The following is a 22,459-nucleotide window of genomic DNA, read 5'->3' as shown; positions in this document are numbered from 1 at the left end:
AAACAAAAATAATTAAAATTATCAATGCATTGACTCTATATTTGTTAAAAAAAAGATGACAAAAACATTAGTAATAAACTATGCACCTAAAAAAGGCTCTTACACCCAAATTTTATTTGATGAGTTTGTGGAACTAGCAAAAGGAAAAACAGAAATAAAACATCTAAATTTAGCCGCAACTCCACCAGAATTATTATTAGAGAAAAATTTGAATTTAATAATGGAATGGAATATGGGTAAAAGAGACTTTTCAGAAACAGAGCTATTAACGCTATCTAATCATCATAAACTTATAGATGAAGTTATTGAAGTTGATAATATTGTATTGGCTTTTCCTATTTACAATTTTACAATGCCAGCAACAGTAAAGGCTTGGATAGATGCTATTGTCGTTAGTGATAAGACATTTTCTTTTAGCCCTGAAACAGGCTTTAGTGGTCTTTGTAAAAATAAAAAAGCTTTATCAATAATAGTTAGTGGATTCGATTACAATAATTCCGATAATATCAAGGAATTTGCTTCATCTACAATAAAACAAAATTTTGATTTTATGGGTATCTCTTCTGAACAGATTTCTGCTTTTGGGGTTGACCAAAATAGAGACCAATTAAATTCAATTCTTGAAAATGCGAAATTGGAAATAAAAACTTTGATTGACAGATGGTTTCCAAATTAATACTAATGTTTCAGCATCTCGTTCAGTTAGCCAAAGCTTCAGAGAAATCTGGAGCTTTTTTGTTTTCTACCTTTCTGATTCTCTTTGTGGGCACAGATTGCAAATCTGCGCTATCGTTGTCTACATATCGGAGCCATCAGGGGCTAAATCCGTTGTAGTAGCTGTTGTGCATTCGTTTTTTTATTCTCGATATAATCCATTTGCCATTTCTTCTTCTGATAATTGGATATATTCAATTTTCAATAACCCCATTCTTACCGCTGGTTCGAATTCGATAATTAATTTGTTTTCATAACTACCATAATCTCTTTCTCCTGTTGTTATTGGTCTATCAACTAAAATTAAATTTAAATAGGCATTTGTTTTTTTTTGCCTGTCTATAATAAAATAGTTTTGATAACATTACATATAATCTTTCGCGAAAAATTATTAACGGTGAATTTCGTAATTTAATTTCAATAAACATTTCATAATTTTCAGTTTCAACATAACCATCAAATATCGGATTAAAATGACTAATAGGGTCAATTTCCTTCTGAGGCATTAATATTTGTGCGTTTTCAATAAAACTAAATTTTCTTAAATCTTTATTTTCTATAAATTTCAACAATACAACTTCCTCTAACTTTTGCAAATTAATTCTTCTTCGTGCAGTTTGTTGTGGTCCATTTTTCTCTTCTTCTTCAACAACTATTTCAGCAATTTTTTCTTTTCTGTTTTCTTCATTATCTGTTGTTTCTTTGCTTGCTTTTACTACTGAAATTATTGATTTTGCAAATTCTTCAGGACTTATTCCTGTAAAATTTGTCATTGAGGATTTTTGAGACAAGTTATTGTTTGAAATTACAATATTTAAAAGTTTGTCATTGCTTTCTTTTAACTCAACAATTTTTTCGTTTTTCTCAGAAATTGTTCTTTTAAGTGTTAGAAATTGACCTAAAGAAAAACTGTCAAAAATTTCACTTAAAAAGAGGATTATTAAAAGACTGATGAGGATTATTATTCCATTTGAGATTTCTCCTTTTGGCTCGAAAATATAAAATCGAGAAATAATTAATGAAGCAATTAAAATTCCAAGAACAACAATTAGAGTTCTAACGAAATAGTTTATTTTATTTTCTTGATTATTTTTTTGTTCCATAAATAAATTCTTTTTTCCATTTTTTGGCTAAAATGACACACAACTTGTATATATGTCTGACGACATCCGACTTATCTACCCTAAATGGGGTCGAGATATCTGATAAATATCAGTATTTATTTGTTCAAAAATAGGATTTTTATTTCATAAATCATCAAGCGGACTTTTTATTTATTGAATACCTTTCATACTAACATGGTACAAATTTCGGAGGTCTTGCAAATTTGATAATCTAATAATTCTTAGATATATCTTAAGTCAGTTTTGCTTTCAAGTAAATGGATAGCAAAGCTATGGCGCAACCAATCTAACCTTACAGGTTTTATCATGCTAAATTTCTTAAGTACTTGTTTTTAACAAACTTTGTAAACTTTTTTCAAGACAACTCAATTGAGATTTACAAAACAATACCTGATTCAGATTACGCGTACAAATTACAAACCCTTATTACTGTTGATTTATTTCACGCATCTTATCCAGCAACTCCATTTCATCTTCAGGAAGAAGCTGTAAAGCGATTTCAAGTAAGATTATTAAATCAATTGTAACATCAGAAGAAATATCTTTTTTAAGTAAGCTAATACATGTTTTAAGCAAAGAAGAAACGGTTAGATTTAATTCATAATAAGAAGATAATTTTATTGGTACGCTAAACGAATTATTTTCAGCATCGGGTTTTAGTTTTGTGAAATAATTCATTTTACCCATTAATTCTAAAATAGTTGTGGCTAATTCTTTTTGTTGCGTTTCCATAATATCTAATTATTTTTATTTGCATAGTTCAGGAAACTTTTACAATAAAACAGGAACGTATATGACTGGGCTTATACGTTCCTGCATTTATGATTGCCTATTAATAAATACTAATATCAATCTACCAAAGTTAAAGAAGTTGGAAAACGAATTCAGGAAATTCGAATTAACTGCAAAATGTAATCTTGAGAAAAGTAATATGTCCAGACTGGAAAAGGAAAATATAATTTATTTAATTTTTACCCCAGTTGCGTATATATACACAATATATAGAGTAAAATGCTACAGGTGCAAGTCCTATTCCCGCTACTAAAGAGAAAAAGCTTCAGATTTCTCTGAAGCTTTTTTATTTTCTAACCTTTTGTTGTGCCTTTTATATTCTCTAATTACAGTAACTCTTTTAATACTTTTTTACCATTTTCATTATCTGGATTTAATTCAACAGATTTTTGATACATTTTAATCGCATCCTCTTTTTTACCACTTTGGAGTAATGCCTCCCCATAGCTATCATATACATTTGAGCTATTTGGAAAAATTAATGTAGCTGAAGCAAATGTTAGTAAAGAATTCTCTGTTTTTTGAAGTCTAAGAAATTGATACCCTAATCTATTAAAATCTCTTTCTGTTGCTTCGTAACTGTCTGGCTTTTTTAAATATTCTTCAATTAACTGATTTGCTTTTTCTTTACTCCCACTTTCAAGCAAACTACCATAGATTCTCGAAAGACTCTGCAGAGGCATTTTATATGGCTTATTATCAATTAATTTCAAAACTTCATTGGCAATCACAAAAACCGGACTTGCTGTATTGGACAACAAAATGACAGTGTTATTTCTAGTAGTGTTATGCATCAAAATTGACGTAAGCCCGGTAATGAATCCATCGTGAAAAACTATTTTTTCGTTACTCTCATTAGTGTATGTTTGCCAACCCAAACAATAGGCAATGTCTTTTTCGTCAAAGCGATAAGAAGCAATTTTTCCATCATTGAGCTTTGTCGGCGTCAGCGCTTCTTCTAATTCCTTTTTATCCAAAAGCTGATAACTGAATAATGCTTTCTTGTACTTCTGTAAGTCTAAAGCCGTACTTACAATACCTCCATTTCCATAAAAATTGCTTTTCTCAGCTATTAAAAAAGGTTCTTTTAAGGTTTGAACATTCACTACGTTCGTCGAATAAAAGTTTGGATAAGTGTACAATTCTACTTGCTTTGGTTCTTTAAGTTTTCTATTCTTAGGCAGAAATGAATCTTTCATTTTAGCAGGGCTGAAAATATTTTTTTCTAAATAATCTCCAAAACTAATTCCAGCTATTTTTTCTACTATCAATGCCGCAAGACAGAAATTAACATTATTATATTCCCATTTGTCTCCTGGAGCAAACGAAAGTGGTACTTTATTATCAATTAATACTGGTATAATATCTGCATTAGATATAATTTTTACTGGATTTTCTTTTATTACATTATCAAATAGATGGTACTCTTGCACCAATCCAGAAGTATTGCTTAGCAGGTGTTTAATACTAACATTTGGATAAGGAAAATCCAGAAGATATTTTCGGACAGGATCATCAATATTCAATTTTCCTTTTTGCTTAAGTTGCAATATTGCTACCGCAGTAAATGTTTTTGACACCGATGCAATTGGAAATTGTGATTTTTCAGTGATTTTTTCTTTCTTATCTATATTAGAATATCCATAAGAATTTGAAAAAATATTTTCTCCTGATTTGGAAACTAAAACACTGCCACAAAAAAGATCATTTTTAGCAAGCGTTGAAAAGAAACCTTTTATCTCTTGTCCTGAGATAATACTTGTAAAAAGTAAAGCTGTTAAATAAAGAAATAACTGTTTGTTCATTTTGATTGATTGATTGATTGATTGATTTTTAAACGAAAATAATGAAATATTATTACTACAATTATTTTTTCATATTTATATTATAGTCGTTTTACAAAAAGTTTATTCAAATCATGCCAAAAATAGTTTGCAAACAATTTGATTTTTACTGACTTTAAAGGGATTATCTCAGTATTTAAAAAACTCAACAAAAATCATATAATAATGATTAGATATTTCGATATTACCAATTACTAAAAAAGCTTCAAATTTCTCTGAAGCTTTTGTTTTAACTATCTTTCTTTAGAGCTCTCTTTACTGTCATCGCACTACGTTCACGAGCGCTACGCTATCGCCAGCAGGAGTTTTTATTTATTCAACTCTTTTTCAATTTCTTTAATAAGATCAATTGTAAGTGGTTTTGTATTTTTGTCGTAAACTCTTATATTATTATTACCGAGTTTGACAAGAAATTCAATTGTCTTCTTAAATTTTGGGTCTGAGTATAACTCTTTTTCTGGTTTATCTGCATTTTCTATCATTTTATCAAAACACTTAAACAGAAAATCATTATAATATTTATCGACTTCGTTAATTGCCGGTACAAATATTTGGTAATAATTTAAGATTTTCTGTTTTAATTTTTCGTCTTCAATATACCCAATTTTACCACTTGACTTAAAACCTTCATAATTACCAATATTCATTTTTGGTCCATGTGAATAAATTGGGAAATCAACTTTATTTTTAGACTTATAAATACTGTCAAGTTCGAAAGTCGTTAGTGCTAAAATTTTTTCATAGCTTATGTTTGACTTTTTGTATGCTTCCTTTTCAATGTCGATGTTTTTTACATCATTTTGTAAATCATTCTTTAAATTTTCAAGAAACACCGTTACTTCTTCTTGTTGATGTTTGTGTTCGCTCCAGCTGTGTAGCGATATTGAAAGTGTTACAGCAAAAACGATTATAAAAATTTCTATAATAATTTCCTTCACTTTCTCACCAAATGTATGTTTTGAATTTTTCACAGTTTTATAAATTTTTCCTGAATGTTTCGTTATTTCTTCTTGCATCTTTTTTTGTTAAAATATCTTTCTATTATTTTATTGAGATTTCTTTACTTTTAGTCACTTTAGGAATATAAATAAGATAATCATACCCCTTTATGACTCTCGATAAGTACGCATCATCTAGTTTCAGTTTGTTTTCTAGAATAGATTTCTTTAAAGGTCTTAAATCATAACAATACCATTGTTCCTCTTTTTGTACATTTAAAAAAGATTTAAAACTACTGTCATCACTTTCGTCTTCTCCTTTCCCAATAAGCATTATATGCAACGATTTCCTAAAACTTGCCTCTTCAATATTAAGAACTAAACTACCAATATCATATATATCAGTTTTCATTAATATGGTTTCCCCTTTTGGTAAATGGACCGCACCAAATTTGAAAAGATTTTTTTTGTCTTTCCAATCAGGCATTTGGTTTAGCAAGATGCTTTTCATCAGTTGAATTCTTAAGGGATGATTTCTATTAATATAAATCTCTCTACTTAACTTTAATGCCTCAATTTGTTTTCGCTCATTATCAGAAAGTTTTAACTTCAACAACGAATCTATTTTTTGAAGACAATCTTCGGATAATAAGTAGAATTTTTCAAACCCTTCTTTAGACGCAGCTAGTTTGGAATTATGAAGCATTTGCTCATAGATCTCAATTGCTTTTTTATTTTTCGAAGTTTCTTTTAAAGTTGAAATTATCATTTGATCTGCAAAAAGGCTAATTTGCTCGGCACCATATATTTTGGTATTACGTTTAACTAAATCCTTAAACAAATTAAATTCGGGTTCATACTCTAAAAAAGAAAAGTTTGTACTATATTTTTTTACAAAAAAATCAAGCTGTTCGGGAGATAGAGTTTTAATTTTTTTTTCGATTATATCTACTGAATAAGGATCTACCTCAAGAAAATAGTTGTCGAACTTTACCTCATTGATAATAGCATTTGTGAAATAAGGTATTTCGTTTGTAAAATGAGATTCTCCCAACAAAACCGAATTAGATTGTTTTATTTCGTCTAACAAAACATCCCATCCTTTTCCTTGAAAGGAAATGTTTTTATCATTTTGGAAAGGAAAAGCATTCTTTTGAACTAAACTGTCAAGTAATCTGTTTTGAGCATAATTAAAATTTGTAATGAATAATGTAAGAAGTAAGAGTATTATTTTTTTCATTTTTGTATTAACTTTTTTTTTTGGTTTGTTTTTATTTGGTTTATTTTTTTATTATTTAAGGTTCCCGAAAATTGCCTCCAACTTATTTATACGTATGACAAAACCACAGAAAACGCCCCAAATTAGGGCAGATATTTGTGATGAGTATTACACATTATTTATTTTCAAATATATAATTTTTACATTATAAATTATTCAAAAGAACTTTTATTTAGCTGGATGTTTTTGATACTTATGCGAATGTGAATATGCAAACAAAAAAATTGCGCAAATGTCTCTATGACCTTTGCGCAATTTTTCATGTAAGCACTTTGAAGAACAACGGCACTACCAAATTGTGATTCTATCTTTCTTCGGCAAGAACATTTTATCACCAGATTGTACATCAAATGCTTCGTAAAAAGGTGTCGTATTCATTAGAGGGCCATTCACACGCCAATTTGGTGGAGAATGTGGGTTATTGTTAATCCATAAACGCAGGTACTCGTCTTTCATTTTTACTCTCCATATTCTAGCTAAAGAAATAAAGAAACGTTGATCTGGAGTAAAACCGTCAATTTTTGTATTCCCTTGTCCTTCTTTGGTCATTTTAAAAGCATCATATGCAACTGCTATTCCAGCAATATCTGCTGTATTTTCGCCAACTGTCATCGCTCCATTAATGTGTAAATCACCTAAAACGGTATAGGTATTATACAAATTGATAACCTGTTGTATTCTTGATTTAAACTTTGCATAATCCTCTTTTGTCCACCAGCTTTTTAAATTTCCATCTTTGTCATATTGAGCACCCTGATCATCAAAAGTATGGGTTATTTCGTGGCCTATAACCATTCCTATACCTCCATAGTTAAGTGCATCATCTGCATTATTATCAAAATATGGGGGCTGTAAAATACCTGCAGGAAAAACAATTTCATTTGCAGTTGGGTTATTATAGGCTGTAACTGTTGGAACTGTAGTATACCATTCTGATTTATCCACAGGTTTATCTAATTTTGCCAATTGAAATTGATATGCCGCTTTAGCAGCCGAAACCATATTCTCAAAATAGGCATCTCTAGCTATATGTACATCACTATAGTCTTTCCATTTATCTGGATATCCTATTTTTTTGGTCATGGCAAACAATTTTTCTTTCGCTTTTTGTTTGGTACTTTGGCTCATCCATTCCAATTTATCAATTCTTTTGGCATATGCTTTTTGCAGATTATTCACGAGGATCAACATCCGTTTTTTTGCATCTTCTGAAAAATATTTCTTTACATACAATTCACCCAACGCATCGCCTAAGTAAGCATCAAGGACACTAGCCATTTTTTCGCCACGTGATTTTTGAACAGCTTGACCAGAAAGCACTTTGGTATACTCAAATGACGCATCTACAAAAGGTTTGCTTAAATCTTCTGCATATCTCTCTATAGAATTTGCTTTCAAATAAATTTTCCAATTATTAATAGGAATGGTTTTTAATAGCTTATTAAGGGCATCATAATAAGCAGGTTGACCTACATTAATAGAATCGGTTTGCGCTCCTAAATTTTTCAAAAAAGCAGTCCAGCCTATGTTGGGATGTCTTTTTACAAGATCTGCCACAGCCATTTTATTATAATTTGCTTGTACATCTCGAAGTTCAACTTTTGTTTTATGCGAAATGGCGAGTTGTTTGTCAATATCATAAACCAAATTAGCATTCTTTTTAGCCTCGTTGGTATTGCTTCCTGTTTGTTGAAATAATGCAGTAAGGTATTTTTTGTATGCCTCCTGTATGGCAATTGTTGGCGAATCTGATTTGAAATAATAGTCCCTATCAGGTAAACCGATACCCGTTTGATAGATTTGGGCAATATTCATACTGCTGTTTTTATCATCAGGTGACACTCCAAAACCTATAATAGAAGAATTATCCACTTTTACTTCATTAACTACAAAATTCATTAAGGACGGTAAATCGCTAATTGCTTCAATTTTAGCAAGTAAAGGCTTTATTGGTGTATAACCGCGTTTGTCAACAGTAACCGTATCCATTCCTGATGCATAAAAGTCTCCTACCTTTTGTGCTATACTTCCTGCTGGATTCTTGCTTTGCGAAATACTGTCTAATATTCCTTGCAGGCGCATACGTTGTGGGTAATTCATAAACATATAGACACCAACTCCGGCCTGAGATGCAGGTATTGGTATAGAATCGTACCATTTTCCATTTACATATTTAAAAAAATCATCACCAGGCCGCAATGTGGAATCTATTCCAGTGATAGCAATGTTTTTTTTTCCTTGATGTTTTGAGCATGCTGTAAAAGCTAAGAATGCAACGAAGAGTGGTATTAATGAATTTTTCATAATTTAGATGATTTCTATTAAAAATGAACTGAAAAATATTTGAAAGCAGGTATTTTAAAATGTATATACCTGGTATAGTTAATTTTAGCAGAACAATATACGAATTCAGTTTTTAATTCTAAAGTCATTGTTAGAATTACTATTTATAAAAACGCTAATTACAAGCAGTTATTTATCGTTAATGTAGCAATCCGGCATAACATTTTGAGACTACAGTGGCTTCAAAACTAAATTAATCCCATTATTCATATTGCCAACCGAGCAATAGCAAACAGCCGACGAAAATCATCCTAAATACAAAACCAACTTTCTATTAAGCCTATTGCCCAAATCTGTTGTAGGCAATGCTTTATTTTGATACTTTAGACTTCTTAATTTTCAAAGCTTTCTGTTTTATCCACTGAATTGAAATATCCACTGGTGCTGTAACATTGCCAGAAACAGTATTGTGTCCTAATGTTGAGAACAAGGTATATTCGAAAGGTTTGCCTTGAGCTTTCAATGTATTTAATTGCTCCATACACAACTTTACTGGAATCTGTATATCTTTCTCACCAAAAAGCCAAAGCCCTGGAATTGAAAGAGTATTCAGAGAGGTTTTTGGGTCAGTCGCCACGAATTGATATCTATCTGGGTCATTTTCAGTATGTTCACGAGCATCTGATTCTGTATGATTTTCCCAAAAATTATTGTTCCCGTTAGTATAAAACTGAAATCGAAGTTGTTCTAGAGTTGTAATTGTAGGGCAACTAAATAAAACCATAAATTCTATTTGTGGATTTTCACTCGCAGCAATTGGGATTATCCATCCTGCTTGGCTGAAGCCAACTAATCCAATTGGTGTTTTTTTATCTTTCAAATAGGTTCGAAATGTATTTACTGCTGAACTTGCATCATGAGATAATAAATTAAGATTAGTAGTGTCAATATTATTCGTGCCAACAGATGGCCCTACATATACACCGCCTGATTCTCCAACTCCACGTTTATCATATGTCAATACAGCAATACCTTCTTTGGCAAGACGTTTAGCGAACTCCATTTCTCTTTTTACAGGATCAGACCCATGAACAATTACAACTGCTGCAAATGCTTTTTTAGGCGTTAAAATCGAGCCTGCAAGAGTGACACCTTGACTTTCAAACTTTACATCTTGAATGGTAAAATCGGCCGATTGAGAAAATACCATTTCTGGTAAAGTTATTAATAATAACCAAAGAAATAAGTTAATGTTCATTTTGGTTTAATTTAAAAATTGTTTTGAATTGTCTTGGTTTTCATTAGCATTGCTTACGTTCTGGTACTACAACAGATTTGGAACTAAATTAGAACATAGTTTCGGATTTGCCCACAAACGATAGCAAACAGGCTAAACAAATCATCTCAAATACAAACCCTCTTTTCATTAAGCCTATTGCCCAAATCTACTGTAGTAAGTACTGACAGTAGTTTTTATTTATTTTTCGCGATTCTAAATCCAAATCCATCATTTCGTGTACCTTTTGGAGATTGGTATCTAACTTCTGGCATATGAATTCCATATTCTAATGGCTTTCCATCAGCGCTTTGGGTTTCGTAAAACCAACTAACTCCTTTCGAAATTTTATATGCTCCTTCTGTTGGTCCTTGTGGATTTTTTTTACTCACTAAACTATCTTTCTCAGGGTTATACCAATCAAAAACCCATTCACCAACATTTCCAGTCATATCATAGATCCCTAGTTCATTAGGTTTAAGTAACCCCACTTTATGAAAGGTGCTGTCTGAGTTTTCTTTTACCCATCCAATCTCGATTGGATTATTACTGCCACTATATTTATAGCCTCTAGTTTTCTTTCCTCCTTTAGCGGCATATTCCCACTCTGCTTCTGTTGGTAATCTTCCGCCTGCCCATTTTGCAAAGTCATTTGCTTCGTCCCAAGTTGCAAGCATCGGGTTTTCGTCTATCCATTTATAATATACTTTTATTCCGTGAGCGTTTTCAATAGGTGCTTCAGGCATTTTTCTGCCTGTTTTTTCACAAAACTCTCTAAACTGTTTTACGGTTATTTCATATTTACTTATGTAAAAATCATCAAGTTCAACCATTCGGTGTGGACTTGTAAAACCATTTATTATGTCACCTTTGGGACTAATAACGATTTGGTTTTTACCTTGTTCAAAAGCCCCACCCTCTACAAAAACATAGTCAACATTGTCTTGTCTGCAGGAATTTAGTATCAAAAGCCCAAGAAAGAGTATAAATGTCTGTTTTGTCATAATGTCTGTTTTTAAATTACCGTTAACTTATTTAATGTGTGCAAAAAACCACACAAAGCTATCCAAATTGGGAATATTTTCTCAATATAAATCATTAAAATTTATAAGCAATAATTCTCTCGCATTCTTCAATAAACTGATTCGCTATTTGAATGTTTCCCACTACTAAAACAAAAGCTTCAGAAAAACCTGAAGCTTTTTTCGTTTATATTTGCCAACATTAATGTATTTTAAGAATAAAATACTGAACCCAAATCAAACATTACAATTAGAAACAAAAATGAAAAAAGAACTAATAACTATCTTATTTATATTTACTGTTATAAATATGTTTGGCCAAATTACAGCCACATCAAAACCTGATAAAACGAATTATTCTAATGATAAATTACCTCTTAGCGAAGCAGTTACTAATAAGGTTATAAGTCCGCTTAAAAAAGTTGAATTAGACGAAGAAGCAATCCTACTTTATGATTACGATGGCTCTATCTTTTCATATGATTTCGACTCCGAAGATATTAATTGGACTATAAAAGCTACAGATTCTAATACTGAAATGTGTGCAAATAAAGTAACCATACATGATGGCGTTATATATGTTCCGTTTATAAACGGTGAAATTTTTGCAATAGACAACGTAACTGGTGAGGCCTTTTGGAAATCAAGATTAGGCAACATTACTGATCAAATCGTTCTAAAAGATCAAACTCCAATTATAAATGGCGGAAAACTGTATATAACTGCTCAAAACCAAGATCAAAGCAGTAACATATATGCTCTTAATATAAAAGACGGGAGTTTATCATGGAGCTACAAATTAGACACTCCAAATAACGACATTCCAGTACTCTTTTTTGATAACAAAATTTTTACTCAAAGTGCTTCGAATGTTTATAGCTTTGATGCCAATACAGGAAAAGTTCTTAACCAAAAAAGCTTTGAAGAACCTATGCATGGAAAACCTGTAACAGATGGTGAGAATGTATTTATAGCAAATGAAAAAAATCTTCTTTTTGCCTTAAGTCCTGATAAACTAGACATTTTATGGCAATTTAAATTAGATGAAAATCAACATAATATCAAGGAACGCATATTCTGCAAAGACAAAAAAGTATATTTAGCTGCACAAGGTTCCACAGTTTCTTCTGTATATGCTGTTGATTCAAAAACAGGAGCTCAGCTATGGAAAACTGATTTTAAAGATGATAATATCGAATATATCACCGAACATGATGATACAATTTGGGGATATACTCGTAAAGGAAAACTTTTTAAACTAAACTTAACGAATGGTGAAATAGTATTAGAAATTAAATTAACAACCCTACCTGTTTCAAATATCGAATTTCCTGAAGATGATAACTTGTTCTATTATTATTGTGATGCTGGTTTAATTGAATACAATATAAAAGATAAAGAAGAAATTGTATATTATATGCGAACCTCCCTTAAGGACGACATCTATAGTGCATACATAAAATTAATTCAATAACAAGAAAAGAAACTTTCTCAGCATCAGAAGGCTTTTATCAAAATAAAATTAAGTTTCAATATTATCCGCTACTAAGACAAAGCTTCAGAGAAATCTGGAGCTTTTTTTGTTTGTGTAAATTTACAAAACAATCTCTGATTCAGATTACAAGTGCGAAGCTAGAAGACATTCGCCTGTATGAGAACGCTTCGGGGAGCAGGTCATTTTAGTTAATCATTTCTTAATCCCTTAAGAAAGTTCATCAGCATTAATATAAATTCGCCTTGTCAATTATTATGAAATAAGCTACGTTTTAAAAAAATGACTAATTATCATAATATCCTGAAAAATATTAAAACAACTTTTATATTAAAAAATTGATTTATACAACACTTTTAAATATTGCGATTTTTCAGGGAATAGTCTTAGGCTTAATTATTTTAAAGTCTTCTATATTCAATAGTAATTCAAATAAATACCTGGCCTTCTTACTATTTGCACTTTCCATTGTTTTATTAAATTATGTTTTTGAAATTGAAGGTGTATTTACATCCTATCCTTTAATACTTTTTATAGACGCTATCGATTGGGTATTTCTATTACCTGTTTTCACATTTTTGTTTATTATAAACCGTATTGATGATGCAGTAAAAAACAGACAAAAAATTTATTTGTGTTATATTCCATTTGTCTATTCTACTACTCTTAATATTACAATCCAACTTGATCATGTAGCAGGAATTTATAAAATCCCTGAGTCCTACATGTACCTAATCAATATACTTCAGCTGATTCAGATTTTATTGGTCATTATTATCATCCTGTTTCTACCTCTTTACTCTTATTTTATGATAAGGCATTTAAAAGACCCTCAAGAGAGAAAATGGGTCATTACCTTATTAACTATCATGTATTTGCTCTTATTTATCTGGCTAACGACCTATTTGATTGGTCTGTTTTTTCAATTAGATATTTCCTCTACCATGAGTGGGGTGGCTATATCGGCAACATTAATAATGCACTGGACAGCTTATATAGGAATTTACAAATATAGGCTTGCCAAAAATAAAGATGCCATCTATAATTTTCTAAATACCAATTTAGTTGTTTCGTCTCCCAATCTCCAAATTATAGAAACCAGCCTATCAGAAGAAAATAATACCCAGGAAGAATACAGAGAATCTATCACGGCAGATAATCTTTATTTTCAAAAACTGGAACTTCTTTGCAAAGAGCAACACATTTATACTGATAGTACATTAAACCGAGAAAAGGTCGCTGAAAAACTAGGTATAAGCTCCGGATATGTTTCACAAATAGTAAACACGATAACAGGAGACAACTTTGCCCATTATATCAATCAATATCGAGTGGAGGCTGTCAAGGAGATGATATCAAATTCGGAATATGAAAACTATAATTTGTTGGCGATGGGATTAGAATCTGGATTTACTTCAAAAACGACTTTTTATAAAGCCTTTAAAAAAGTTACCGGTCAAACACCAAATGAATATAAAAATACCAGCAAATAAGTACCATTTTATACATTTTTAAGCTTTTGGAACCTTTTCTAGTTTTTCTTATGTGAATTTTGCACTTAATAATTCAAATCACTTTTTATGAAAAAATTTTTATTACTAACTGTTATTACAGTTTTAGGATTTACAAATGTTAATGCCCAAAAAATTAAATTTGGAGCTAAAGGAGGTTTAAACTTTGCATCTATCAGCGGAGATGATACCAAAGGTATAGATGTCGTAACATCATTTAATTTTGGTGTTTTATCAGAAATTCCACTTTCTGATAAATTCTCTTTTCAACCTGAATTAATGTATTCTGGTCAGGGATATAGTTTTGACGATAATACAATTGCCTTAAGTTATCTGAACATTCCTTTAATGGGAAAATATTATTTAACAAAAGGATTGAGTCTTGAAGCTGGACCACAAATAGGTTTTTTACTTGCCGCTAAAAATGAGAAAACGAATGTAAAAGATTCGTTTAATACTTTTGATTTTGGTGTTAATTTTGGTGTAGGCTATAAACTTGACAACGGACTTAATTTTGGTGCAAGATATAATCTGGGATTAACTGATATCAATAATATAGAAGGATCTTCTAGTAAAAATAAAAACGGAGTATTCCAGCTATCAGTTGGTTATTTCTTTTTCTAAAACTTAATAATACTATAATAAAATTACAAGCTGCATCATAAATGTATTAACTCATCATTTCTTAGAGGATCTAAAAATTTTGAATTAATCATTTTGCTCTTTTCAATATTCTTAAATCATTCACAAAACGGTTCGAGAATTGTCCCGTTAGAGCTGCTAAAATAAAGCTTCAGAGAAATCTGGAGCTTTTTGTTTTTAAACTGCTTACTTCTCCGCTTAAGAAACATCAATTTTGTTTCCTAGATAAAGATTGTGGGAACGAAGTCAGGAAACATTCGCACTTTTTCATTAGCATACTTTGGAGAACTAACTAAATTCACAACAATTTCGAATATCCCCTAAAGATCAACTAATTATAAGCTTTAAGATACTTTTAAAATCTTTAAAGCATTTATTTTTTGAAAATGAACTTCTTATTTTGTCCCAATAAGAAATATCGCAGTAAAAATCAATTACATTTACTTGAGAAATGATGCTCATACGTTTTTAGATAAGCTGACGTTGAGTACCACCTAAATGAAACCTTCCAATAAATTAACAAATAGAAATCTGAAAATGAGACATTTTAAAATTGTATTACTTTTACTCTTATTCAACATTAATAGTTTCGGGCAAAACGAATCTTTAATAAATTACAGTTCCATTGCAGATAGTTTGTACAAAGAAAAAAACTACAACTTAGCTACAAATTTTTATATAAAAGCATCACAGTTTGCTGATTTCCCCAATAGAAAAGGAAGCTCTTTCTATAATGCAGCTTGTTGTTTGGCTCTTCAAAATAAAAAAGACAGTGCTTTAATTTTTATAAACAAAGCTGTAGATCTAGGCTATGATGATAAATTAAATATTATAAATGATTCTGACTTAAATTCACTTCATGGAAATAGCGAATGGAATAATCTTGTAAAAAAGCTTAAAGTAACAAAACAGCTAAACGGCAATCCCGCAAAAGTTTCGTTTTTTACTGAAGATATTCATAGATTCTGGAAAGCATACGATTTAGCCAACAAAAACCCAACTCAGTACAAAGAGATTTTTAAAACTAATTACTTTGACAAAGCAAGCATTGGGATGAATGATTATTTTGGTAGTAAAGTTGGTAGTATTGATCAGTTTATAAACCATATAAAATCTGCTCCTAAGTTTTATCAATCTATCCGAAAAAACACTTTAAAAGTTGATGATTATAAAAAGGATTTTAAAAAATCATTTCAAAATTTAAAAGATATCTATCCTACTGCCAAATATCCAGATATTTATTTTGTAATTGGTGCTTTTACAAGTGGCGGAACCATTTCAAAAAATGGCTTATTAATTGGCTTAAATCAAACAAGTCAAAGTGACGAAATACCAACAGATGAATTAAGTGAAGGGCTAAAAACAAGATTAAACAAAATTAAATATTTACCCAACTTAATCGCACATGAACTTATTCACTTTCAACAAGAAACAAAGAGAGACACCATTACCTTAGGTTATGTAATAGTTGAAGGAGCTGCAGATTTTATTGGTGAATTGATAAGTGGAGACACTGCAAATCCAGATTTAATGAATTGGGCAAAAGGAAAAGAAAAGGCAATTTGGGAAAAGTTCACAAAAGACATGTATTTTAACAGATACAATAATTGGATTGCAAATTCAAAACAATCTTCAAAAAACAATCCACCAGACCAAGGTTATTGGATTGGTTACCAAATTTGTAAAGCATATTACGAAAATGCAAAAGACAAAAAGAAAGCCATTTCTGAAATACTAAATATTCAAGATTATAGAAAATTTTTAGCCGAAAGCGGTTGGGAGGATAAAGTAAGCAGGATAAAATAAAGTAGTGTTCCGTTATAACTACTAAAACAAAGCTTCAGAGAAATCTGAAGCTTTTTGTTTTTAGACTGCTTTACTACTCAGTTTAGAAAATATAAATTTTATTTACATGATAGATTACTGAAACGAAGTCGGGAAATAGTAGTGTAACCTCTCATTAAAACCCTTTAAATAGTGACCATCTTAAAAAAACACAACGCAAAAACCACAAGATTATTCTTTCAAAATAAATAAATTTCAATTTTATAAAAAAATATTAATTTGATATTAAGAAGAGATAAATACCCCTTACCCTTTTTTCCATCCAAAACAAACCATTATTAATCAAATAAATACATCTTGATTAATTAAATTTATTTTCGATTGATTATCTCTAAATGCAATATTTCCAAAATAATTAAAAAAGTTTTTTTTAGATCTTACTTGTATATCTTAAAATTAGTTCTAATTTTGCACTCGCAATACAAAAGCAGGCCCGTTCGTCTATCGGTTAGGACGCATGGTTTTCATCCATGTAAGAGCGGTTCGATTCCGCTACGGGCTACTAAAAACAAAGCTTCAGAGAAATCTGAAGCTTTTTTTATGCAATAGGTTTTATCTTAACCTGTGCTTATAAGTAAAAATCTACTTTTAATATTCGGCACGCATCAAATGTGTAGCATTATGATTCAATTCTATCCCTCCATTTTCTCCGACAACGACTGTTCCTCCTAAATTTACTAGATGTTTTCCAAAAGCACAATTAGGCTCAAAGGCAAACGTCATTCCAGACTGCAAAACAATGTCTCTTCCCGGATTAGGCAGTCTTCCTACATTACCATATCTTTTAGCTTGAGGCAAAATCTCTATACCTGGAGCTGTACCAAATCCGATTGGCCCATACGGATTAATACTATGAATAAGCGGATGTACATGCCATCCTTTAGAGTCTAACAGCGGTTTCTCCATACAATCAACCACTTCTCCAAAAGTACTCCCTGCCTTTAAGCTAGCAACGCCTAATTCGTAGCATTCACGAGCCACTTGTGCTGCACGTTCTAAATCGGGATGAATTTCTCCAACAGCAACTGCTGCTTGATGTTGCGTTTCATACATTCCATAAAGGGCAAATATTTCAGACAATACAATATCTCCTTCTCGAATAATACGAGGAGCTTGTGAGCGATATTGCCATGCTGGTGGCCCCCATCCCATATATTCAGGTCCTGATCCCATCAATATTTCTGCAGTAAATCCCCCCATAGAAATACAAGTAGAAGTTATTGCTGCTGCAATTTCTGCTTCACTTACTCCCGGTTTTACAGTCATTCGCATGGCTTCACTCATCGCTTCTCCAATCATAGCTGCATATTTCACTAATGCTAATTCTTCTTCACTTTTGGGTGCTGCAAGTTTAAAGAAATCTAAAAATACTGGCTTGAGTTCTGCTTTAGGGAATGCTTCCATTATTCCTTTCCATGTACGATGTGGAAGTGCACCATCAAAATAAAACGGTGGATATGGCTCTAATCCTATGATTCCGATTTTGGGATTTTCAGGCAATCCTATTTCTTTAAGCATTCGCCCAATGTTCTCCCCTGTTTTCCCGACATAAATTTGCTCTGGTGCGATCCACTGCTGATCGCCGCGTAATTCGGCTTGCATATGGTCGGCAATCATCATTGGAGCAAAAGTAATAACAACAGGACTTTTATCTTTATAAAACACAACCACAGAACCAAGTCTGTCATTTGTAAAATAATGATCGATACAAAACGGGGCTGGTGCTGCCGACTCACGATCTCCATAAATAATAAGGGTATCTAAGCCATTATTTGCCATAATAGTGCGAGCTATTTGCCAACGACGATCACGTTCCTTCAATGTCAAAGGTGCCGGAATATTCAATTTTGTTTTCATAACTGTAATCTTTTAATTTAACTATTACAAAGTAAAAGCAAGCTGAACCAAATACTCTTAACAAAAACGGAGATAAATTGTGCAATATGTTCTTTATTTTAACATTAATAGTTTATATTTAGACTTATAAAGTGCAAATACACCTTATTATGAAAGAAAAAATAAGATCTTATGATGTTGCTGCTGTAGCCAAAGAAGTTGGTTTACAAGAGATAAAAGGAATTGCAGTAAACAGATCCTCAGATGCAGTACGAATAGGCCTAACAGATCATCCTCATCTAGTAGATGGAATTATTTGTGCGATATGTGTAAAAGGATATGCTAAACTAAAAATCAACTTTCAGGAAAAAGAATTAAAGCCAGGCACTCTTATGGTTGTTTTACCCGATTCGATGATGGATCCAATTGAGATTTCTAACGATTTACATATTGACACTATCTTTTTTTCATATGATCTTATTTCAAAAATTGAATTTGCTAACGATTTCAATCTTTTAGAGAAAATAAATAGTAATCCATGCCAGTTACTAGGCGATGAATACCTCAACCTGTTTCAAGCTCATCATAGTTCTATTGCTACACATTATTATAGAAAACAAGAAAAAGGAAAAGAAGATGTTCTTAGCTATCTGCTTTGTGCCTTAATTATAGATATAAGAACTTTATATACCGAAAGAAATTATACTACAAAAAAGATAAGCAGACCTGAACAATTAACCAACGAGTTTTTTCAATGTCTGCTGAAATACTACAAAAAAGAAAGAAGCATTACTTTCTATGCAGATAAAATGAATTTGACTCCTAAATATCTAACGACTGCGATACGTAAACAAACAAAAAAAACGATTTCAGAATGGATAACTGAAGCTGTTATTACTCATGCTAAATCTATTCTTAAAACAACAGATACAAGCATTCAAGAAATTACCGACTTACTTAACTTTTCTGATATTTCACTATTTTGCCGTTACTTTAAAAGATACACAAATATGACTCCTACTGAATACAGAAAGTAAAATAAAAATTACATACTACTTTATAGCTACTTAACTAAATTCTTGGTTTTTCGAAATGACTCTTTTGAGAAAGACTATAATACAAATAAAAGTCATCCTCAATAGCAGATTTGTCTAGGTAATATCCATATTTGTCCATTGCTTCTGTATGCTGAACATCTTAATTTTGCATACAAACAAGACTTTTTTTTATTATAGCAACTCAAATGGACAAACATAAATTAATCCGATACCTATTTGCACTCATCATGATTGGCTTAATGATAGGAGTTTCGGAATGGCTAGATGAAAAAGAAATTCTATTTCCCGAAATGGCCGCATTAGTTCTTGGTTTATGGGTTATAGATAAAAAAATATGGACTGTAAGCAGACCCATGCTAATTGTACTAATGACTGTTTGTGCCGTTTTCGGAATCCTGCTTGTTCGTTATTCTCCGTTTCCGTTACTGGCTAATATTGCCATTTCCTTTGTCTTTACTTCGCTATGTCTTATTACTTCACGTACCACGCTAATTCCTATAACATCTGCAGCAATGTTACCTGTATTAATGGGAACTCATTCTTTAGTTTATCCTGTTTCTGTTTTTATCATGAGTATTTTAGTTGTTACAGGGCAGTGGTTTCTAGAGAAAAATAAATTACGCCAAACTCCCCTTTTACACAACAAAAAACAGCACATCCATAATCCGAAACACTGGATCAAGTTATTTTTTTGGTTACTGCTTATAGCTGTAATTCCAGTATCTACTGGTCAAATATATTTTATAGTACCTCCGTTGGTGGTGATGTTTATAGAATTTAGTTCATCTAAAGCTGGTTTTCGTAATCGTCCGGTTCAGGTTTATTCAATAATGGTAATTTCTGCTGTTTTAGGAACTCTTTTTCAATATTATCTTTATTCAATATTGGGTTTACCTCTAGTAGATACGGCATTATTACTATTTTCATGCCTTTTTATACTTTTTGAAATTGTCGGTAAACCTTTTGCTCCTGCTTGCGCAATTGCCCTTGTACCGATGATTATTCCCCAAGAAAATATACTTTCCTATCCTTTTCAGGTAGCTATTGGAACAGGCGTATTTCTATTTGTAGCCATGTTCTTTTTTCAAAAATGCCATCGATGGAGACGTGCTCAGCTTTTCGTTTGCTTTGTACCTCAAGTTATAAGATTAAGAATAAAGCGTCCGAACCGCAAAATGTAGTCAATTTAATACTATCAAAGCTACCCTAATACTGCATCATAAAAAACTTAGATATGTACTTGTGTACGTAAACATGAGCATGCTTCGTAAGCAACTAACAATTCTTAAATATATAACTAAGTAAGTTTTTTATTCGCAAATAATCTTTTAAAAACATAAGAATTTACAACTAAAATTATATATTCGCCATCGTTTTAAGAGACACCTTAATATAGATACAACTTCTAATAAAACTAAGTTTAATCTCACTATTAGAGGCTTAATTATATGGATCAGTAGTTGTACTTTTTTTAACCTAAAACCCTTTTACATTAACATCATTTAAAAAACCAAACCACTTTAACAATTAACTAAAAACAAAAATGAAAAAACACCTTTTATTACTCTTAATCATGTTCTTAGGCTTCAATGCCTACTCTCAAATTATTTTCGAAAAAGGGTACTATGTAGATAATTCAGGACAAAAAATCGATTGTTTAATTAAAAACGTAGATTGGAGAAGCAACCCAACTACATTTGAATATAAATTATCTGAAGATGGTGAGCTAGAAATTGCGTCTATTAATTCGATTAAAGAATTTTCGATATACAATAATATAAAATACATCCGTAGAACTGTAAAAATAGACAAATCAAGCACAAAACTTGATGACTTGAATACTGACAAAAATCCAGTTTTTGTTGAAGAACAACTTTTTTTAAACGTATTAGTTGAAGGAAAAGCTAATTTATATTTATATGACAACGGTAACGCTCTCAAGTTCTTTTACAGTGTAGACAACGCTAATCTGGAACAACTAGTTTATAAAAAATACCTAAGTTCAATCGATAAAATAGCTCAAAATAATCATTTTAGACAACAACTATGGAATGATTTACAATGTTCTTCAATTGAAATAACTGATGTTAGAAATTTACAATATAGAGAAAAGGATTTAGTTAAATTTTTTACTGAATATAATAAATGTAACAATTCAAGTTATATTAATTATGAAAAAAAGACAAAACAAGATCTATTCAATTTATCTATCAGACCTCGTTTGAACAACACTTCTGCATCTTCACAAAATTATATTTCTAACCCAAAAAAAATTGATTTCGGAAATAAATTAGGCTTTGGTATTGGACTTGAGGCTGAATTCATATTGCCTTATAATAGAAACAAATGGGCTATTGCAATTGAGCCAACTTATCAGAGTTTCAGCAGTGAAAATTCGATTGATGTCACCCAAATATATGGAGGCAAGTTATATGGAAAAATTGAATACTCTTCGATTGAGGTTCCGTTAAGTTTAAGACATTATTTATTCCTTAATGACAAATCGAAACTTTTTGCTAATCTTTCATACGTTTTTAATATTACCTTAAATAAATCTTTTGAGTACACCCGAGCAGACGGAGCAAGATTTGGCTCTGCAGAAGATCGATCTAGAGGTAATTTCGGAATTGGAGCTGGTTATAAATTTATGGATAAATACAGCTTAGAAGTAAGACTACAAACAAACAGACAACTACTATCTAAGTATTCTTTTTGGCAAGCAGACTATAATTCATTTTCTGTAATTATAGGATACACAATATTTTAACAAAACACGTTAAACTATACCAAACAAAAGCTTCGG

At 31.2% G+C, this 22,459-nt stretch carries 17 protein-coding genes and 1 tRNA gene; 9 read left to right on the top strand and 9 right to left on the bottom strand.

The window, feature by feature from the left end; genetic code table 11:
• Positions 1-55 precede the first annotated feature (55 nt).
• Positions 56-676, top strand: coding sequence for an NAD(P)H-dependent oxidoreductase (locus tag EAG11_RS00480; protein ID WP_129537392.1), 621 nt, complete (start codon positions 56-58; stop codon positions 674-676).
• A 331-nt stretch (positions 677-1,007) separates the two neighbouring features.
• On the opposite strand, the gene EAG11_RS00475 is transcribed toward EAG11_RS00480, so the two are convergent.
• From EAG11_RS00475 to EAG11_RS00440, 8 genes are all read right to left on the bottom strand, one after another.
• Positions 1,008-1,817 (bottom strand): hypothetical protein, encoded by an 810-nt coding sequence (locus tag EAG11_RS00475; RefSeq protein WP_129537391.1) that lies wholly within the window; start codon positions 1,815-1,817, stop codon positions 1,008-1,010.
• Positions 1,818-2,264: 447 nt separating this feature from the next.
• Positions 2,265-2,570 carry a hypothetical protein gene (locus EAG11_RS00470; protein WP_129537390.1) on the bottom strand — a complete coding sequence of 102 codons (306 nt, stop codon included), beginning with the start codon at positions 2,568-2,570 and terminating at the stop codon, positions 2,265-2,267.
• A gap of 386 nt (positions 2,571-2,956) precedes the next feature.
• A complete protein-coding gene (locus tag EAG11_RS00465) occupies positions 2,957-4,435 on the bottom strand; it encodes a serine hydrolase (protein ID WP_129537389.1) in 1,479 nt (492 codons plus the stop codon).
• Between the two features lie 347 nt (positions 4,436-4,782).
• On the bottom strand, positions 4,783-5,490 hold the full coding sequence (locus EAG11_RS00460; RefSeq protein ID WP_129537388.1) for a DUF6090 family protein: 708 nt from the start codon (positions 5,488-5,490) through the stop codon (positions 4,783-4,785).
• Positions 5,491-5,515: 25 nt separating this feature from the next.
• Positions 5,516-6,652 (bottom strand): hypothetical protein, encoded by a 1,137-nt coding sequence (locus EAG11_RS00455; protein WP_129537387.1) that lies wholly within the window; start codon positions 6,650-6,652, stop codon positions 5,516-5,518.
• Positions 6,653-6,979: 327 nt separating this feature from the next.
• Complete coding sequence (locus EAG11_RS00450) at positions 6,980-8,995, bottom strand: M13 family metallopeptidase (RefSeq protein ID WP_129537386.1); 2,016 nt, start codon at positions 8,993-8,995, stop codon at positions 6,980-6,982.
• 349 nt (positions 8,996-9,344) lie between these two features.
• Positions 9,345-10,232: a S9 family peptidase gene (locus EAG11_RS00445; RefSeq protein WP_129537385.1), complete on the bottom strand. Its 888-nt coding sequence runs from the start codon at positions 10,230-10,232 to the stop codon at positions 9,345-9,347.
• Between the two features lie 215 nt (positions 10,233-10,447).
• Complete coding sequence (locus tag EAG11_RS00440) at positions 10,448-11,254, bottom strand: SUMF1/EgtB/PvdO family nonheme iron enzyme (RefSeq protein ID WP_129537384.1); 807 nt, start codon at positions 11,252-11,254, stop codon at positions 10,448-10,450.
• A 280-nt stretch (positions 11,255-11,534) separates the two neighbouring features.
• Between EAG11_RS00440 and EAG11_RS00435 the strand changes: the two genes are divergently transcribed.
• From EAG11_RS00435 to EAG11_RS00415, 5 genes are all read left to right on the top strand, one after another.
• Entirely contained in the window at positions 11,535-12,746 is a 1,212-nt protein-coding gene (locus EAG11_RS00435; RefSeq protein ID WP_129537383.1) for a PQQ-binding-like beta-propeller repeat protein, read from the top strand.
• Between the two features lie 356 nt (positions 12,747-13,102).
• On the top strand, positions 13,103-14,257 hold the full coding sequence (locus tag EAG11_RS00430; protein ID WP_129537382.1) for an AraC family transcriptional regulator: 1,155 nt from the start codon (positions 13,103-13,105) through the stop codon (positions 14,255-14,257).
• Positions 14,258-14,344: 87 nt separating this feature from the next.
• A complete protein-coding gene (locus tag EAG11_RS00425) occupies positions 14,345-14,899 on the top strand; it encodes a porin family protein (RefSeq protein ID WP_129537381.1) in 555 nt (184 codons plus the stop codon).
• A 555-nt stretch (positions 14,900-15,454) separates the two neighbouring features.
• Positions 15,455-16,723 (top strand): DUF2268 domain-containing putative Zn-dependent protease, encoded by a 1,269-nt coding sequence (locus EAG11_RS00420; RefSeq protein WP_129537380.1) that lies wholly within the window; start codon positions 15,455-15,457, stop codon positions 16,721-16,723.
• Positions 16,724-17,192: 469 nt separating this feature from the next.
• Positions 17,193-17,264 (top strand) — tRNA-Glu (locus EAG11_RS00415).
• A gap of 86 nt (positions 17,265-17,350) precedes the next feature.
• Here EAG11_RS00415 and EAG11_RS00410 read toward each other — a convergent pair.
• On the bottom strand, positions 17,351-18,619 hold the full coding sequence (locus EAG11_RS00410; protein ID WP_129537379.1) for a M24 family metallopeptidase: 1,269 nt from the start codon (positions 18,617-18,619) through the stop codon (positions 17,351-17,353).
• A gap of 149 nt (positions 18,620-18,768) precedes the next feature.
• Between EAG11_RS00410 and EAG11_RS00405 the strand changes: the two genes are divergently transcribed.
• The 3 genes from EAG11_RS00405 (at position 18,769) to EAG11_RS00395 (ending at position 22,423) form a co-directional block, all read left to right on the top strand.
• Positions 18,769-19,635 carry an AraC family transcriptional regulator gene (locus tag EAG11_RS00405; RefSeq protein ID WP_129537378.1) on the top strand — a complete coding sequence of 289 codons (867 nt, stop codon included), beginning with the start codon at positions 18,769-18,771 and terminating at the stop codon, positions 19,633-19,635.
• 206 nt (positions 19,636-19,841) lie between these two features.
• A complete protein-coding gene (locus EAG11_RS00400) occupies positions 19,842-20,837 on the top strand; it encodes an HPP family protein (protein WP_129537377.1) in 996 nt (331 codons plus the stop codon).
• A 362-nt stretch (positions 20,838-21,199) separates the two neighbouring features.
• A complete protein-coding gene (locus tag EAG11_RS00395; protein WP_129537376.1) occupies positions 21,200-22,423 on the top strand; it encodes a PorT family protein in 1,224 nt (407 codons plus the stop codon).
• Positions 22,424-22,459: the final 36 nt, after the last annotated feature.

This window comes from Flavobacterium sp. 140616W15 (assembly GCF_003668995.1).
Lineage (GTDB): Bacteria > Bacteroidota > Bacteroidia > Flavobacteriales > Flavobacteriaceae > Flavobacterium.
The sequence above is the reverse complement of the archived record's forward strand: the minus strand, read 5'-3'. Positions and strand labels throughout refer to the sequence as shown.

Excerpts from the sequence above, each read along its gene's own strand:
- EAG11_RS00480 (WP_129537392.1), top strand. The coding sequence starts at position 56 with ATGACAAAAACATTAGTAATAAACTATGCACCTAAAAAAGGCTCTTAC.
- EAG11_RS00475 (WP_129537391.1), bottom strand. The coding sequence starts at position 1,817 with ATGGAACAAAAAAATAATCAAGAAAATAAAATAAACTATTTCGTTAGA.
- EAG11_RS00470 (WP_129537390.1), bottom strand. The coding sequence starts at position 2,570 with ATGGAAACGCAACAAAAAGAATTAGCCACAACTATTTTAGAATTAATG.
- EAG11_RS00465 (WP_129537389.1), bottom strand. The coding sequence starts at position 4,435 with ATGAACAAACAGTTATTTCTTTATTTAACAGCTTTACTTTTTACAAGT.
- EAG11_RS00460 (WP_129537388.1), bottom strand. The coding sequence starts at position 5,490 with ATGCAAGAAGAAATAACGAAACATTCAGGAAAAATTTATAAAACTGTG.
- EAG11_RS00455 (WP_129537387.1), bottom strand. The coding sequence starts at position 6,652 with ATGAAAAAAATAATACTCTTACTTCTTACATTATTCATTACAAATTTT.
- EAG11_RS00450 (WP_129537386.1), bottom strand. The coding sequence starts at position 8,995 with ATGAAAAATTCATTAATACCACTCTTCGTTGCATTCTTAGCTTTTACA.
- EAG11_RS00445 (WP_129537385.1), bottom strand. The coding sequence starts at position 10,232 with ATGAACATTAACTTATTTCTTTGGTTATTATTAATAACTTTACCAGAA.
- EAG11_RS00440 (WP_129537384.1), bottom strand. The coding sequence starts at position 11,254 with ATGACAAAACAGACATTTATACTCTTTCTTGGGCTTTTGATACTAAAT.
- EAG11_RS00435 (WP_129537383.1), top strand. The coding sequence starts at position 11,535 with ATGAAAAAAGAACTAATAACTATCTTATTTATATTTACTGTTATAAAT.
- EAG11_RS00425 (WP_129537381.1), top strand. The coding sequence starts at position 14,345 with ATGAAAAAATTTTTATTACTAACTGTTATTACAGTTTTAGGATTTACA.
- EAG11_RS00420 (WP_129537380.1), top strand. The coding sequence starts at position 15,455 with ATGAGACATTTTAAAATTGTATTACTTTTACTCTTATTCAACATTAAT.
- EAG11_RS00410 (WP_129537379.1), bottom strand. The coding sequence starts at position 18,619 with ATGAAAACAAAATTGAATATTCCGGCACCTTTGACATTGAAGGAACGT.
- EAG11_RS00405 (WP_129537378.1), top strand. The coding sequence starts at position 18,769 with ATGAAAGAAAAAATAAGATCTTATGATGTTGCTGCTGTAGCCAAAGAA.
- EAG11_RS00400 (WP_129537377.1), top strand. The coding sequence starts at position 19,842 with ATGGACAAACATAAATTAATCCGATACCTATTTGCACTCATCATGATT.
- EAG11_RS00395 (WP_129537376.1), top strand. The coding sequence starts at position 21,200 with ATGAAAAAACACCTTTTATTACTCTTAATCATGTTCTTAGGCTTCAAT.